The sequence below is a fragment of the Streptacidiphilus alkalitolerans genome (assembly GCF_042511045.1).
GTDB classification, from domain to species: Bacteria; Actinomycetota; Actinomycetes; order Streptomycetales; family Streptomycetaceae; genus Streptacidiphilus; species Streptacidiphilus alkalitolerans.
In genome coordinates this window covers 350,463-364,337 of record NZ_JBHEZX010000006.1, presented here as the reverse complement: position 1 = coordinate 364,337, position 13,875 = coordinate 350,463, and the positions used below count along the sequence as shown (strand labels likewise).

12 protein-coding genes are annotated in these 13,875 nt (G+C 72.8%); 7 read left to right on the top strand and 5 right to left on the bottom strand.

Features of this window, described 5'->3' with window-relative positions:
- The first annotated feature begins 188 nt into the window (after nucleotides 1–188).
- Complete coding sequence (locus tag ACEZDG_RS16750; RefSeq protein ID WP_380509507.1) at nucleotides 189–1,550, top strand: MATE family efflux transporter; 1,362 nt, start codon at nucleotides 189–191, stop codon at nucleotides 1,548–1,550.
- Between the two features lie 102 nt (nucleotides 1,551–1,652).
- Here the strand turns inward: ACEZDG_RS16750 and ACEZDG_RS16745 are convergent, their stop codons facing one another.
- The 5 genes from ACEZDG_RS16745 to leuC form a co-directional block, all read right to left on the bottom strand.
- Nucleotides 1,653–2,429 (bottom strand): LuxR C-terminal-related transcriptional regulator, encoded by a 777-nt coding sequence (locus ACEZDG_RS16745; RefSeq protein WP_380509504.1) that lies wholly within the window; start codon nucleotides 2,427–2,429, stop codon nucleotides 1,653–1,655.
- Nucleotides 2,430–2,585: 156 nt separating this feature from the next.
- Nucleotides 2,586–3,902 (bottom strand): MFS transporter, encoded by a 1,317-nt coding sequence (locus tag ACEZDG_RS16740; RefSeq protein WP_380509502.1) that lies wholly within the window; start codon nucleotides 3,900–3,902, stop codon nucleotides 2,586–2,588.
- Nucleotides 3,899–4,558: an L-threonylcarbamoyladenylate synthase gene (locus ACEZDG_RS16735; RefSeq protein ID WP_380509499.1), complete on the bottom strand. Its 660-nt coding sequence runs from the start codon at nucleotides 4,556–4,558 to the stop codon at nucleotides 3,899–3,901. Before ACEZDG_RS16735 ends, ACEZDG_RS16740 begins: the two co-directional genes overlap by 4 nt.
- Nucleotides 4,559–4,841: 283 nt before the next feature.
- The gene (leuD, locus tag ACEZDG_RS16730) at nucleotides 4,842–5,459 is read right to left on the bottom strand and encodes a 3-isopropylmalate dehydratase small subunit (RefSeq protein WP_380509496.1); all 618 of its coding nucleotides are present in this window, start codon (nucleotides 5,457–5,459) and stop codon (nucleotides 4,842–4,844) included.
- Between the two features lie 64 nt (nucleotides 5,460–5,523).
- Nucleotides 5,524–6,921 carry a 3-isopropylmalate dehydratase large subunit gene (gene leuC, locus ACEZDG_RS16725; protein ID WP_380509493.1) on the bottom strand — a complete coding sequence of 466 codons (1,398 nt, stop codon included), beginning with the start codon at nucleotides 6,919–6,921 and terminating at the stop codon, nucleotides 5,524–5,526.
- 113 nt (nucleotides 6,922–7,034) lie between these two features.
- On the opposite strand from leuC, the gene ACEZDG_RS16720 reads away from it, so the two are divergent.
- The 6 genes from ACEZDG_RS16720 (at nucleotide 7,035) to ACEZDG_RS16695 (ending at nucleotide 13,831) form a co-directional block, all read left to right on the top strand.
- Entirely contained in the window at nucleotides 7,035–7,697 is a 663-nt protein-coding gene (locus tag ACEZDG_RS16720; protein ID WP_380509490.1) for an IclR family transcriptional regulator, read from the top strand.
- A gap of 75 nt (nucleotides 7,698–7,772) precedes the next feature.
- Complete coding sequence (locus ACEZDG_RS16715) at nucleotides 7,773–8,300, top strand: YbhB/YbcL family Raf kinase inhibitor-like protein (RefSeq protein ID WP_380509487.1); 528 nt, start codon at nucleotides 7,773–7,775, stop codon at nucleotides 8,298–8,300.
- Nucleotides 8,301–8,539: 239 nt separating this feature from the next.
- Nucleotides 8,540–9,418, top strand: a complete 879-nt coding sequence (locus ACEZDG_RS16710; protein ID WP_380509484.1) for a branched-chain amino acid ABC transporter permease — start codon at nucleotides 8,540–8,542, stop codon at nucleotides 9,416–9,418.
- Nucleotides 9,419–9,421: 3 nt separating this feature from the next.
- Nucleotides 9,422–11,062: a branched-chain amino acid ABC transporter ATP-binding protein/permease gene (locus tag ACEZDG_RS16705; protein ID WP_380509480.1), complete on the top strand. Its 1,641-nt coding sequence runs from the start codon at nucleotides 9,422–9,424 to the stop codon at nucleotides 11,060–11,062.
- Nucleotides 11,055–11,765: an ABC transporter ATP-binding protein gene (locus ACEZDG_RS16700; protein WP_380509477.1), complete on the top strand. Its 711-nt coding sequence runs from the start codon at nucleotides 11,055–11,057 to the stop codon at nucleotides 11,763–11,765. Before ACEZDG_RS16705 ends, ACEZDG_RS16700 begins: the two co-directional genes overlap by 8 nt.
- A complete protein-coding gene (locus ACEZDG_RS16695; RefSeq protein WP_380509474.1) occupies nucleotides 11,762–13,831 on the top strand; it encodes an alpha/beta fold hydrolase in 2,070 nt (689 codons plus the stop codon). The genes ACEZDG_RS16700 and ACEZDG_RS16695 overlap by 4 nt, the downstream gene beginning before the upstream one ends.
- The last annotated feature ends 44 nt before the right edge of the window (nucleotides 13,832–13,875 follow it).

The following is a 13,875-nucleotide window of genomic DNA, read 5'->3' as shown; positions in this document are numbered from 1 at the left end:
CGTCCGGGCACGCCGGTTCGGCCCTGCGCGCCGCGTCACCCTCACCGCCGGAGACCCCGGCCCCGTCCGCCCCGCGCCGGCCCACTCCGGTCGGCCCTTCCGTACGGCCCGCCCGGCCCAACCACGCCCGGGCGGGCCGTACGCCACTCCTCTCTGTCGGAACTGCTGCAACCCCTGGAACCGAGGCCATGACCGCACCCGCCGCCCTGCGGCCCCGATCCGCCGGCGCGCCGCCGCCCCCCACCGGCGTGCGCGTCGGCAGCCCTGCCGACATCGCCCGGCTGGCGCTACCGGCGCTGGGCGCCCTGCTGGCCGAGCCTGCCTTTGTGCTGGCCGACAACGCGATGGTCGGCCATCTCGGGGCGCAACCGCTGGCCGGGGTCGCGGTGGCCGGCAACCTGCTGGGCGCCCTGGTCAACTGCTGCGTCTTCCTTGCCTACGCCACCACCGCCACCGCGGCCCGCCGGGTCGGGGCCGGTGACGAGGCCGGTGCGGTCCGGGCCGGGGTGGACGGACTGGCGCTCGGCCTGTTCCTGGGGGCCCTGCTCGGGGTGGTGACCTGGGCGGTCGCCCCGCCGGGGGTGCATGCCATGGGCGCGACCGGTGCCGTGGCCCACAATGCGGTGCTCTATCTGCGGATCAGCGCGGCCGGTCTGCCCGGGGTGCTGGTCGCCACCGCCGCGGCCGGGGTGCTGCGCGGACTGCGCCGCTCGGGCACCACGCTGGCCGTGGTGGCGGTCGGCTTCGCCGCGAATGCGCTGCTCAACGCCCTGCTGCTGTTCGCCTTCCGGCTCGGAGTGGCCGGGTCCGCGCTGGGCACGGTGATTGCCCAGACCGCGATGGGTGCCGTCTACGCCGTGATCGTCGCCCGCCGGGCCCGCCGGCACCGGGTCAGCCTGGTGCCGCGCCCGGCCGAGATGCTCCGGGCCGCGGCCTCCGGCCTGCCCCTGGTGGTGCGCACGGTCACCATGCGCGCGGTGATCGTTGCCCTGGCCGCCGGTGCCACCGCGCTGGGCGCGGTGCCGTTGGCGGCCTACCAACTCGGCTTCTCGCTGTGGATGTTCGCCGCCCTGGCGCTGGACGCGGTGGCGGTCGCGGCGCAGACCGTCGTCGGCGGACTGCTCGGCGCGGGCGAGGCCCGGCGGGCCCGGGCCGCGATGCGCAAGATGGTGCTGTGGTCCCTGGCCGGCGGGGCCCTCTGCGGCGCGGTGCTGCTGGTCGCCCAGCCGCTGTATCTGCCGCTGCTGGCCGCCGATCCCGGAGTACGCGACGCGCTGTCCCACAGCCTGCTGCCGATCGCCCTGCTGCAGCCGCTGGCCGGAGCCGTCTACATCCTGGACGGTGTGCTCATCGGGGCGGGCGACGGACGTTATCTCGCCGCCGCGGGCGCCGGTACGGCGCTGTTGTCCATACCGGCCGCCCTGCTGCTGCCCGGCACCGCCGCCGCCCTGACCGGCGTGTGGTGCGTCTTCGGGTTCTTCCTGCTGGTGCGGCTGGTCTTCCTGGCGGCCCGGGCCCGCGGCGACGCCTGGATCCGTCTCGGCAGCTGAACCACCGTCAGCGGTGCGATTTCGACGGACAGATCGCAGCAGACAGAGATCAATATCTGTCATTCGTCAACTGTCGGCTGCCCGCAATCAGACATTGCCTGATCAGGCGGCCGGGCAGTGGTGCGGGTCGTCCCCGGCGGCGCTCGGGCGGACCATCATCACTGCCTCCAGCCGGTTCCTCGCGCCCAACTTCGTCAGGCAGTGCGAGACATGGCTCTTGACCGTGGCGGGCGAGACGCCCAGCTGCCGTGCGGCCTCGGCGGTGGACAGTCCCTCCGCGAGGATCTCCAGCACCTCCCGTTCACGGTGCGTCAGCAGGGCCCGTGGGCCGGCCTCCTGGCTCCCGTCCGCAGCCTGCCCGCGGGCCGCAGCCTGTCCCGGGCCCGCCGCCCGGGCGCCGGGTCTGCTCCGGTGGGCGGAGGCGCCGGCCGCTCCGGCGGCATAGACGTTGAGCAGCTCGGGGGACAGCACCAGGTGCCCGGACGCCACCGCCCGCACCGCCGCGCCCAGCCGGTCCGTGGCGATGTCCTTGACCAGGCAGCCGCTGCTGCCCGCCGCCATCGCCGCGGCCAGCCGCTCCGGTGTCCACCCGGTGCCGATCAGCAGCACCGGCACCCGCTGCGCGGTCCATACGTCCAGCAGTCCGACCAGGCTCTCCCGCGCGTCGGTCGCCAGCAGCGCCGCGTCCAACCGGCCCCCGGGCCGGTCCCGCATCCCGGTCCGGTCGCTGGACACGGCCACCAGTTCGATGCCACCGGCCCGGCGCAGCGCGTGCGCCAGCACATGGCGGGCGATGGGATCCGGATCCGCGAGCAGCACCCGCACATCCCGCTCGGGCGGGTCCTCCCCGTCCAGCAGGCCGTCATGGATCGTCCGCATGCGCATACTGTGCCTCCCCTGTTGGTAGTGCGAACGCTGGCAAGCTGCTGTGCCCGGCCCGCCGGGTCCGGGACGAACCGGACCCGGCGGCCGGGCACGCGCAGGAGTGACGCGCAGGAGTGAGGGGACGGACCGGTCGGTCCGTCCCCTCACGGGCTACGCGGTGGTGGTGCGGTCGGCGCGGCGCGAGCCGGCCAGGACGACGCCTTGGACCAGGAGGTTGACCCCGGCCAGGGCGAGGAACAACTGCGGCAGCGAGACCACCGGCAGCAGCAGGCCGCCTGCGACCAGCAGCACTGCGGACCAGATGGCCTGGTGCTGTTCCATCCGACCGGTCATGGCCCGACGTCCGGCCGGGTCCAGGGCCTGCAGGTGCGGTTCGAGGTTGGCCATGGCCGTGGGTCTGATGAACCCGCCGGCCAGCCCCAGGGCGATGATCGCGACCAGCGCGAAGCCGAGGTTCGGTCCGGCCAGCAGGGCCAGTCCGCCCGCCGTCAGCACCGCTGGGACGAACGCGAGCCGGCGCGGTTCGCTGATCCGCTTCATCAGGCGCGGGGACAGCCGGGCAGCGGCGAAACCGCTCAGCGTGTAGAGGCCCAGCACCGCCCCGAACCAGGACAGGCCCAGGTGCAGGCGGCTGACCAGGAGGTAGGGGATGAAGCCCACATAGGGCGCGAGCAGGAACGCGCGGTTCAACGCGTAGTACCACTGCCAGAACCGCGCGGCGGACGGCACCGGCGCGCTCTTCGCCGCAACCGGCTTGTCAGGTACGGAAGTTGCAGCAGCCGGAGCCGCCGCAGGCGTGGGCACGGGCGCAGGCACGGGCGCGGGCGCAGGCACGGGCGCGGGCGGGTCGGTCCGCAGCGCGGCCAGGCAGCCCAGCGCGGCGATCGCGGCCAGCCCGGACAGCGCGAAGGGCAGCCGCTGTCCGTGGGCGAAGGCCAGTGCGCCGCAGGTGCCGGCGGCGAACGATCCGGCGAACATCCAGCCCTGGGTGACGGCTTCCCTGCGGGCGAAGTCGCCGCCCCGGGTCAGGGTGCTGAGCAGGGCCGAGTCGGTGCCGGCGGTGAGCGCGAACCCGGCGCCGCTGAGGATCTGCCCGGCCAGGGCGGTGGGCAGGTTGGGCCCCAGTGCCAGGCACAGCAGCCCGGCGACCTTGACGCTCTCGCCGACCAGCAGCTGGCCGCGCAGCGACAGCTTCCGGGTCGGCCGGCGCAGCAGCAGCGGGGCCACCGCGACGGTCAGTCCGTAGAGGGCCATCAGCGATTCGATGCCCAGGACCGGTAGGTGTCCCCGGAACAGGAACACGAACATGACCGGCAGATGGAAGTAGGCGCGCGAAACGATGCGGTAGGCGGTCAGCGCCCGCAGCCCGCGCGCGGCGGGAGCCGCCTGGGCGGTGTCGGCCGTGACGGGCCCAGCGGCGGCGGCAGCAGCGGCGGTCGGGGCGGTGGAGGCGGTGGGGGCGCTCATCGCGCCGCTACCGGGACTGCCAGGTCCGGCAGGTGACGGGCAATCAGTTCCGCCGTGACGTCGCCCTGGCGGACGATGGCCGGCACCGCACCGGTCAGCGACACGATCGTGCTGCTGGACGTGAAGGCGGAGGCGCTCTCGCCCTGGATGGCCAGGTCGACATGGCTGCCCAGGTGCTCGACCGCGGTGTCGAAGTCGACCAGGCCGGTGTCCATGGTGCCGCTGATGTTGGCGGAGGTGGCCGCCAGCGGTATGCCGCTGTAGATCGAGAGCAGGTTCAGCACCGAGCAGCGGTTGTGCACCATGGCCACGGTGTCCTGGCCGGAGGTGACCCAGTCAGGGACGGTCTCGCGCTTGCGCACGATGATGTTCAGCGGTCCCGGCCAGACCTCGTCCAGCAGTCCGGGCAGGCCCGGGTGGCCCGGGTCCTTGGCCCAGCGCTGCCAGTCGTTGGGCGCGGCCACGAACATCGACAGCGGCTTGCCGCCGTCGCGCTGCTTCATGGCGTAGACGCGGCGGACCGCCTCGGGGTTGAAGGGGTCGCAGAACACGCCGTAGTTGGTGTCGGTGGGAGCGACGATCACTGCGCCGCGGCGCAGCCGGTCGGCGGCCGAGACCAGGCCCTGGACGTCGCCGGGTCGCACGATGCGGGTCATGGGTACTCCTTGATGAGGGGACGGGGTGAGGGGATGGGGTGAGGAGGCGGGGTACGGAATGTGGCAGGCCGGACCCGGGCCGCGGCGCGGCGGCAGCCCGGGCGGGGCGGAGCGGAACAGGTCGGGCAGGTCGGGCAGGTTGTGCCGTCCAGACCGGTCGGGCCCGGTCGGCCCGACGTGGCCGGACAGGCAGGACGGTGGGCCGGGCCGGACGGGTCGACGGGCCAGTCCGGCCGGCCGGGACCGACCGGGGCCGACCGGACGGGTCGGCCCCCGCCCGTCGTCAGCCGGCCGTGGCGACCTGGCCGTTGCAGGTGGGCAGCCAGGCCGGGCGGTTGAACTCGTGGGCGGTGATGGCCGGGTCCAGGGCCATGGTCAGGTCGATCAGGTCGTAGCCGTTGACCAGCCGGTAGTGGGCGGCGTCGTCCAGGAAGAACGGCGCGTCCACGACGCCCGCGGCGGGGCAGTTGATCACTCGGGCGGCGACGTCCACGGTGATCTCCACGGACGGGTCCTCGGTGGTGGCCTTCAGCAGCGCGGCGACCGTGGCCGGGTCGGCCTGGGCCGGGACCAGGCCCACATTGGGCAGGTTGTTGCGGAAGATGTCGGCGAAGCCGGGGGTGATGACGATCTTGAAACCGAAGTCGCGCAGCGCCCAGGGGGCGTGTTCGCGCGAGGAGCCGCAGCCGAAGTTGGGGCCGCTGACCAGGATGGTCGCCCCGGCCCGCTCGGGGCGGTTCAGCACGAACTCGGGGTCGCGGCGCCACTTCTGGAACAGGCCGTCCTCGAAGCCGGTGCGCTCGATCTTCTTCATCCACACGGCCGGGATGATCTGGTCGGTGTCGACGTCGGAGCGGTCCAGCGGGACGGCGCGTCCGCTGACGGTGGTCACGGGGTCCATCGGGTTCCTCCAGGCTGTTCGTATATCGGACGTTTATGTCTCAGATTCTGGATGTGCAAAGTGCTCAGACCAGGTCGCCGGCCGAGGCCAGCCGGCCCACCACCGCGGTGGCCGCCGCCGATTCGGGGGAGACCAGGTGGGTGCGGGCGCCGGGGCCCTGCCGTCCCTCGAAGTTGCGGTTGGAGGTGGAGGCGCTGTGGGTGCCGGTGGGCACGATGTCGCCGTTCATGCCCACGCACATCGAGCAGCCCGGTGAGCGCCACTCGAAGCCGGCCTCGGTGAAGACCTGGTCCAGGCCCTCGTCCTCGGCCTGACGCTTGATCACCGCGGAGCCGGGGACCACCAGGGCGCGCACGGTGGAGGCGACGGTGCGGCCCTTCAGCACCGCGGCCGCGGCCCGCAGGTCCTCCAGCCGCCCGTTGGTGCAGGAGCCGATGAACACGGTGCCGATCGGGATGTCGCGCATCGCGGTGCCGGCCGTCAGGCCCATGTACTCCAGGGCCCGGGTGGCGGCCTCGCGCTCGGCGGGGTCGGCGAACGAGGACGGGTCGGGCACCTCGCCGTCCATGGCCACCGTCTGCCCGGGGTTGGTACCCCAGCTGGCCTGCGGACGGATCGCCGAGCCGTCCAGGACGACCTCGCGGGCGAACACCGCGTCCTCGTCGCTGTAGAGGGTCTTCCAGTCGGCCAGCGCCTGGTCCCACAGTTCGCCCTTGGGGGTGCGGTCGCGGCCCTGCAGGTAGGCGAAGGTGGTCTCGTCGGGGGCGACCAGGCCGCTGCGCGCACCGGCCTCGATGGCCATGTTGCACAGGGTCATCCGGCCGGCCATGGACAGCGAGCGGATCGCCTCGCCGCGGAACTCGATCAGGGTGCCGGTGCCGCCGTTGGTGCCGATCTCGGCGATCACCGCCAGGATCACGTCCTTGCCGGTCACCCCCGGTGCCAGCGTCCCGTTGACGGTGACGGCCATGCTCAGCGGCTTGGCCATGCGCAGGGTCTGGGTGGCCAGCACGTGCTCGACCTGGCTGGTGCCGATGCCGAACGCGATCGCGCCGAACGCACCGTGGGTGGCGGTGTGGCTGTCGCCGCAGACGATGGTCATGCCCGGCTGGGTCAGGCCCATCTGTGGGCCGATGACGTGCACGATTCCCTGTCCGGGGGTGTTCATCGGGTGCAGTTCCACGCCGAACTCGCGGCAGTTGTCGATCTGCAGCTGCAACTGGCGCGCGCCGACCATGTCCGCCAGCGGCAGGTGGGTGTTGGCGGTGGGCACGTCGTGGTCGGCGGTGGCCACCGACAGGTCCGGACGGCGCACCTTGCGGCCGGTCATCCGCAGCCCCTCGAAGGCCTGCGGCGAGGTCACCTCGTGCAGCAGGTGCAGGTCGATGTAGAGCAGGTCGGCGTCGGCGCTCTCGACGACGTGACGGTCCCAGATCTTCTCGACCAGAGTGCGCGGACTCATGGCTGCTCCTCCACTTTCAGGTGTCCACTATGTGAAACGTATTGTCTCAGTGCTTGGATGGGTCGTAAGTTAACCACAGTCAGAAGCCCGAAGCGAAGGGGGGAGAGGCCAAAATGGCAACGGCCGGAATCGAGCGAATGCTCGTGATCGTCGACGCCGTAGTGGCCGGCGCCAGCAGCGTCGACGACGTTCGCGCGGCCACTGAACTGCCGAATTCCACCCTCTACCGCCTCATCGGCCAGCTGGTCGACCAGAACGTCCTGCAGCGCAACCGGGCCGGGTTCCTGAGCATGGGAATGCGGGTGCGCTCGTGGTCCACCGCGGCCACGCTCACCCCCCTGGTGCGCACCAACTACGCGTTGCTGCGCCAGTTGCGGGACCGGACCGGGGAGAGCGTCCAGTTGTTCCGGCGGGTGGCCGACCACTGCCTGTGCAGTGCCTCGGTCGAACCCGAGCACGGGTTGCGGGACACCGTGCCGGTCGGCACCTCCCTGCCCCTGGTCGACAGCGCTGCCGGAAAAGTGCTGCTGGCCTGGGCAGTTGACCAGCACCGCTATGCCGACGCGGACGTGCGCGAGCTGGCCCGCGTCCGTGAGCAGGGCCACGCCGTGGCCGCCCGTTCCGACGAACCCGGGGTGCTGGCCGTCGCGGTCCCGGTCTCGGGGCCCAACGGCGAGGTCGCCGCCGCGCTGTGCATCAGCGGCCCGACCCGCAGGATCCGTCCGCAGACCGCCGCGCTGTGCGCCGTGCTGGACGCTGCCGCAGCCCGCTTCTGATCGTCCGTTCGCCCGTCCGCCACCTGTTGTGCGCCGGCCGGGTGGCTACCCATACAACCGAACTGGAGTACGTATATGTCCCTCGAACGCCCGACCCCGCCGGACCCCTACGACTTCCTTCCGCCGGTTCCCTCCTTCACCCTGACCAGCGCGGATGTCGCCGACGGCAAGCCGCTCGACGACGCCCACGCCCATCAGGGCGCCGGCGGCGGACAGCTCTCCCCGCAACTGAGCTGGGACGGAGCCCCCGAGGGCACCCTCGGCTACGCGGTCACCTGCTTCGACCCCGACGCCCCCACCGGCAGCGGCGCCTGGCACTGGCTGCTGGTCAACCTCCCCGGCTCCGCACGCGGTCTCGCCACCGGGGCCGGCAGTGAGAAGCAACTGCCGGACGGCGCGTTCCACACCCGCAACGACTTCGGCTCGCTCGGCTACGACGGCGCGGCCCCGCCGGCCGGCGACCGTCCGCACCGCTATCTGTTCGCTGTCCACGCCTTGGACACCGACGCGCTCGAGGTCACCCCCGACACCGCCGCCGCCTTCGTCGGCTTCAACCTCACCGCGCACACCCTGGCCCGGGCCGTGCTCCGCCCGGTGCGCTGACCCGGCACCACCGCTCCCCCTTCGGGCAGGCCCGGCACCCGGCCGGGCCTGCCCCGCACCGCCACCCCGGAACGGATCCCCGCCCGGACCCGGAACCACCCCCGAGAGCCCCCGCACTCCCTTGCACCTGTACCTGCACCTGCACTTGTACCCGCACCGTACCCGCGCCCCACCGCTCCGTGCCGACCCGGCACGGCCGAACGCGGCCCCGGAAGGGCCGCCGGATCGGAGGTCATTCGATGCTGCAGAACCTCGCCAATGGGCTCACCCTCGGCATGGTCTACGCACTTTTCGCCGTCAGTTTCTCGCTGCTCTTCGGCGTCCTGGACATTCTCAACCTGGCCCAGGTCTCCATCTTCACGCTGGGCGCCTACCTCACCCTGGCCTGCGCCCGACTGTCGGTACCGCTGCCCGTCGCCGCCGTCATCGCCATGCTCGGCTGCGGCCTGGCCGGGGTGGCGCTGGACCAGGCGCTGCTGCGCCGACTGCGCGGCCGTCCCGCGGCCGGACTGCAGACCCTGGTCGCCGCCATCGGCGCGGGCACGGTGCTGGACGCACTGATGCTCGGCTGGATGGGCCCCGACCCGCAGACCTTCCCCAGCCACTGGCTGCCCCAGCACACCTACCACCCCACCGCAGGCGTCACCATCACCCTGGCCCAACTGCTCTGCGCCGCCGTGGCGTTGGCCGTCATGGCGGTGCTGGCACTGGCGCTGGCCCGCACCCCCTGGGGGCGGCGGGTGCGCGCGGTGGCCGAGAACTCCACCGCTGCCCGGGTCTCCGGCGTCAACGTGGAGGGCACCTACCGCTCCACGGTCTTCCTGTCCTCGCTGCTCGGCGGGCTGGCCGGGCTGCTGTTCGTGCTGCAGTTCAACAGCATCACCCCGGACCTGGGCCACTCGGTCGAGATCAAGGGCCTGGCCGCGATCATCCTCGGCGGGATGACCTCCGCGGTCGGCTCCGCCATCGGCGGCATCCTGCTCGGCCTGGCCGAGGTCGCCACCATCGTCGCCTTCGGCGCCGAGTGGAAGGACCTCGCCTCCTTCGCCGTCATCCTCGCCGTGCTGGCGCTGCGCCCGCGCGGCCTGCTCGGCGCCCGACTCGCCCGGGAGGCCTGACCCGTGGACCTCAACTCCTTCTACCTCGCCAATGAGAGCCTGCTCTCCAGCACCGGCATCGGCATCCTCTACGCGCTGTCCGTGACCGTGCTGCTCCGGGCCGGGGTGTTCTCGCTGGCCTCCTGCGGACTGGGCGCGCTCGGCGCCTACACCTCCTCACTGCTGATCATCCACGCCCAGCTGCCGTGGCCGCTCGCGGTGGCCGCGGGCGCCGCCACTGCCACCCTGGCCGGAGTGCTGCTGGCCGCCACCGTCAGCAGGCTGCGCCATGTCTTCCTGACCATCGCCACCGTGGCCTTCGCCGAGGTGGTCCGGCTGTCGCTGGTCAACCTGGGCTCGATCACCGGCGGTCCGGTCGGCCTCGGCCCGATCCCGCGCCAGGTGGAGGCGCCCACGATCTGGATCGTCGCGCTGGCCGCCTGCTGGGTGGTGGCCCGGCTGGCCCGGACCCGCTTCGGCATCAGCGCCGCCTGCCTGGGCGCGGACGAACCCGCCTCCCGGGCCCAGGGCATCGACGTGGCCCGGATCCGGATCAAGCTGTTCGCCCTGTCCGGGGCCCTGGCCGGCACCGCGGGTGCGCTCAGCGCCCTGCACAACTACCACCTGGATCCCAGCCAGTTCACCCTGGACCAGACCCTGGCCGTGGTGATGTGCGCGGTGGTCGGCGGCACCCGCAGCGTCTGGGGCACCATCGCCGGAACGGCCGTCATCACCCTGATCCCGCAACTACTGCTGGACCTCGGCGCGGGCGCCGGCTGGATCAGCGTCGCGGTCCAGGGCGCGGCCCTGCTCGCCGTGGTGCTGTTCCTGCCCGGCGGACTGAGCGGAGTGCTGCGGCCACGGGTCAGCAGCACCGTGGTCGAACCCGCCGAACTCGACCGGGCCGAACCGGTCGAACTGCGGATCGAGCAGGTCAGCCTGTCCTTCGGCGGGGTCACCGCGCTGGACGGGGTCTCCCTGCACGCCGCCCCCGGCGAGGTGGTCGGCCTGGTCGGCCCCAACGGCGCGGGCAAGACCACCCTGATCAATGTCATCACCGGCCAGTACCGCCCCGACACCGGCAGCGTCCACCTTGCCGGCCAGGAGATCACCGGCCGACCGGTGCACCGGATCGCCCGGGCCGGGGTCGGCCGCACCTTCCAGAACCTGCGGGTCTTCGGCGACCTCAGCTGCCGCGACAACGTGGTCTCCGGCGCCGTCACCACCATGCCCGCCACCGCCGCCAGCCGGATCCTCGCGCTGCCCGCCGCCCGCCGCGCCGACCGGGCCCAAGCCTCGTTCGCCGCAAGCAGATTGGGCCGGGTCGGGCTGGCCGACCGGGATCTCGACCGGGCCTCCTCGCTGGCCTACGGCGACCAGCGCCGGCTGGAGATGGCCCGCGCCACCGCCGCCGCGCCCGGCCTGCTGATCCTGGACGAGCCCGCCGCCGGGATGAACGAGAGCGAGGCGCTGCGCCTCGCCGACACCATCCGCGAACACGCCGCGGCGGGACACACCGTGCTGGTGGTCGAGCACAACATGTCCCTGATCCGCCGCGCCTGCGACCGCGTGCTCGTCCTGGCCTCCGGCCGTCCGCTCGCCGAAGGCACCCCTGACCAGGTCATCAGCGACCCCAAAGTGATCGAGGCCTACCTTGGTGCTTGAGATATCCGGGCTGAGCATCCGCTACCCGGGAACCCCCGACATCGTCCGCGACCTCAACCTCTCGCTCGCCGAGCACACCACCTTCGCCCTGATCGGCGCCAACGGCGCAGGCAAGAGCACCACCCTCAAGGCCCTGGCCGGACTGCTGCGTCCCTCGGCCGGACGCGTCCTGCTCGAAGGCCGGGACATCACCCGGATGTCCGCGCACCGCCGGGTCAGGGCCGGGCTCGTCCTGGTCCCCGAGGGACGCGCGGTGCTGTCCCGGATGAGCGTGCGGGAGAACCTGCTGCTCGCGGGCACCGACCAGAACGGGATCCTGGACCGCTTCCCGATCCTGACCGAACGCTGGAACGCCGCGGCCGGCAGCCTCAGCGGCGGCGAGCAGCAGATGCTCGCCATCGCCCGCGGCCTGCTGCTGCGCCCCAAGGTGCTGCTGCTGGACGAACCCTCGCTCGGGCTCTCGCCGCTGATGGCTGGTCAGGTCTTCGACCTGATCAAGGACATCCGCGCGGACGGCACCACGGTGCTGCTGGTGGAGCAGAACGCCCGCCGCGCCCTGGCCGTCGCCGACCGGGCCGCGGTGCTGGAACTCGGCGCGGTCACCTGCACCGGCACCGGCGCGGAGCTGCTGGACGACCAGGCCGTGGCAGCCGCCTACCTGGGCGGACGCGCCGAGGCCGACCCGCAGCCGGTCTCCGCATGAACGTGACCTTCGCCCAGGTCGGCGGCCTGCGCACGCGCATCCTGGCCGAGGGGTCGGAAGGGCCGGCCGTGCTGCTGGTGCACGGCGGCGGTCTGAGCGCGGACGTGTTCGCCCCCAATATCCGCGGTCTGGGCGCCGACTTCCGGGTCGCCGCCGCCGACCTGCCCGGCTGCGGCTTCACCGAACCGGGCGACTACACCCGGCAGTCGGCGGCGCGGCTGTGCCGGGACCACCTGTTCGCCGTCGCCGACAGCCTGGGCTTCGAGGAGTTCAGCATCGTCGGCAGTTCCTTCGGCGCGCAGGTGGCGGTACTGGCCCGACTCGCCCGGCCGGAACGGGTCCGCTCCCTGGTGCTGACCGCCTCCGCCTCCGCGTTCTACCCGCCCGCGCGGGTCTACGCCTCGGTGCGGGAGGCCCTGCACCACTGTGACCCCAGCACCCCCGGCCGGCACCAGGAGGCCGAGGCCGAACGCCAGTTGCGCCAGCTCGCCCCCGCGGCCGGACCGCAGCTGGCGGAGATCCTGCTGCCCTACACCACCGCACGGGCGCTGCCAGGACACGCGGCGGCCACCGCGGCCATGCTCACCGCACTGCAGGACCCGCCCCGGGCGGAGCCGTGGCACGTCCGGGACAAGCTCGGCCGGGTCGGCGTGCCGACCCTGGTGGTCTGGGGCGGCCAGGACCCCAGGGTTCCGCTGGCCGACGCCCGGGAGGCCATCTCCGCGCTGCCCGCAGGGCGGTTGGAGGTCTTCGAGGACAGCGGCCACCTGCCCTTCCTGGAGGAGCCGGCCCGGTTCAACCGGCTGGTCGCCGACTTCCTCCGGCACCGCCCGCCCGTACCCGCACCCGCACCCCGCTCCGTACGTGCACCCCGCTCCGTACCCGCACCCCGTTCCACACCGCAGAAGGGCACCACCATGCGTACCGACCGCCGCACCACCGTCCTGCTCGCCTCGCTCGGCCTGGTCGGCCTGAGCGCCACCGCGGGCTGCGCCGGCACCACCGCCAGCGCCCAGAGCAGCGACACCGTCACCATCGGCGTCGTCGTATCGACCACCGGCGCCTCCGCGCCCTTCGGCATCCAGCAGGAGCAGGCGCTCAAGCTCGCCGAGAAGGACATCAACGGCTCCGGCAGACTCGGCGCGCTCAAGCTGAAATTCGTCTTCACCGACGACCACTCCCAGGTCAGCCAGGCGTCCGCGCTCTACGACCAGCTCATCAACGCCCAGCACGTGGCCGCCATCATCGGCCCGACCTCCTCCACCAGCGCGCAGACCACCTCGCCGGTGGCCCAGGCCCAGCACGTCCCGGTGCTGCTGGTGTCGGCCTCCGCGGTCAAGGGCATCACCGACGTCGGCGACCAGATCTGGCGCGACTCGCTCACCGACGCCCAGCTCATCCCCCAGGCCGTGGCCGCGGCAAAGAAGGCGTACCACGTCAAGCGCGCGGTGCTGCTCTACGCCGACGACGACGCCACCACCCAGTCCTCGGCCAAGACCTTCGAGACCGCGCTGCGGGCCCAGGGCATCGAGGTGGCGGCCAAGCTCTCCTTCGCCTCCACCGACAAGGACTTCGCCGCCCAGCTCACCCAGGCCAAGCAGGCCAAGGCGGACGCGCTGTTCGTCGCCGCCGTCCCGCAGGGCGGCATCGGCCTGCTGCAGCAGGCCCGCCAGCTCGGGATCACCCTGCCGGTGGTCGGCAGCAACGGCTTCAACAGCCCGGCCTTCCTCTCCGGCGCCGGCGCGGCGGCCGACAACACCCTGGTCGCCTCGGCCTGGGACGTGCACTCGACCAACCCGCTCTCCACCGCCTTCGTCACCGAGTACCACAAGGCCTACGGCAAGGACCCGGACCAGTTCAGCGCCCAGGCCTACGCCGGGGCCACCATCCTGGCCCAGGCCGTCGCCGACGGCGGCGGGGACCGGGCCGGAATCCTGGCCGGCCTGAAGAAGGTCAAGGACCTCCCCACCGTGCTCGGCGCCTTCAACTTCACCAGCGGGCGCGACGGCTCCTACAAGGCGGTGCCGCTGCTGATCAAGAACGACACCTACACCCCGCTGAACTGACCCCGCTGCACTGACCCGATCGCGCGGGCCGGGGCGGCCTCCAC

What these genes read in the sequence shown, in the direction of transcription:
- ACEZDG_RS16720 (WP_380509490.1), top strand. Translation starts at nt 7,035, where the DNA reads ATGGCAACGGCCGGAATCGAGCGAATGCTCGTGATCGTCGACGCCGTA.
- leuC (WP_380509493.1), bottom strand. Translation starts at nt 6,921, where the DNA reads ATGAGTCCGCGCACTCTGGTCGAGAAGATCTGGGACCGTCACGTCGTC.
- ACEZDG_RS16735 (WP_380509499.1), bottom strand. Translation starts at nt 4,558, where the DNA reads ATGACCCGCATCGTGCGACCCGGCGACGTCCAGGGCCTGGTCTCGGCC.
- ACEZDG_RS16695 (WP_380509474.1), top strand. Translation starts at nt 11,762, where the DNA reads ATGAACGTGACCTTCGCCCAGGTCGGCGGCCTGCGCACGCGCATCCTG.
- ACEZDG_RS16750 (WP_380509507.1), top strand. Translation starts at nt 189, where the DNA reads ATGACCGCACCCGCCGCCCTGCGGCCCCGATCCGCCGGCGCGCCGCCG.
- ACEZDG_RS16715 (WP_380509487.1), top strand. Translation starts at nt 7,773, where the DNA reads ATGTCCCTCGAACGCCCGACCCCGCCGGACCCCTACGACTTCCTTCCG.
- ACEZDG_RS16740 (WP_380509502.1), bottom strand. Translation starts at nt 3,902, where the DNA reads ATGAGCGCCCCCACCGCCTCCACCGCCCCGACCGCCGCTGCTGCCGCC.
- ACEZDG_RS16710 (WP_380509484.1), top strand. Translation starts at nt 8,540, where the DNA reads ATGCTGCAGAACCTCGCCAATGGGCTCACCCTCGGCATGGTCTACGCA.
- ACEZDG_RS16745 (WP_380509504.1), bottom strand. Translation starts at nt 2,429, where the DNA reads ATGCGGACGATCCATGACGGCCTGCTGGACGGGGAGGACCCGCCCGAG.
- leuD (WP_380509496.1), bottom strand. Translation starts at nt 5,459, where the DNA reads ATGGACCCCGTGACCACCGTCAGCGGACGCGCCGTCCCGCTGGACCGC.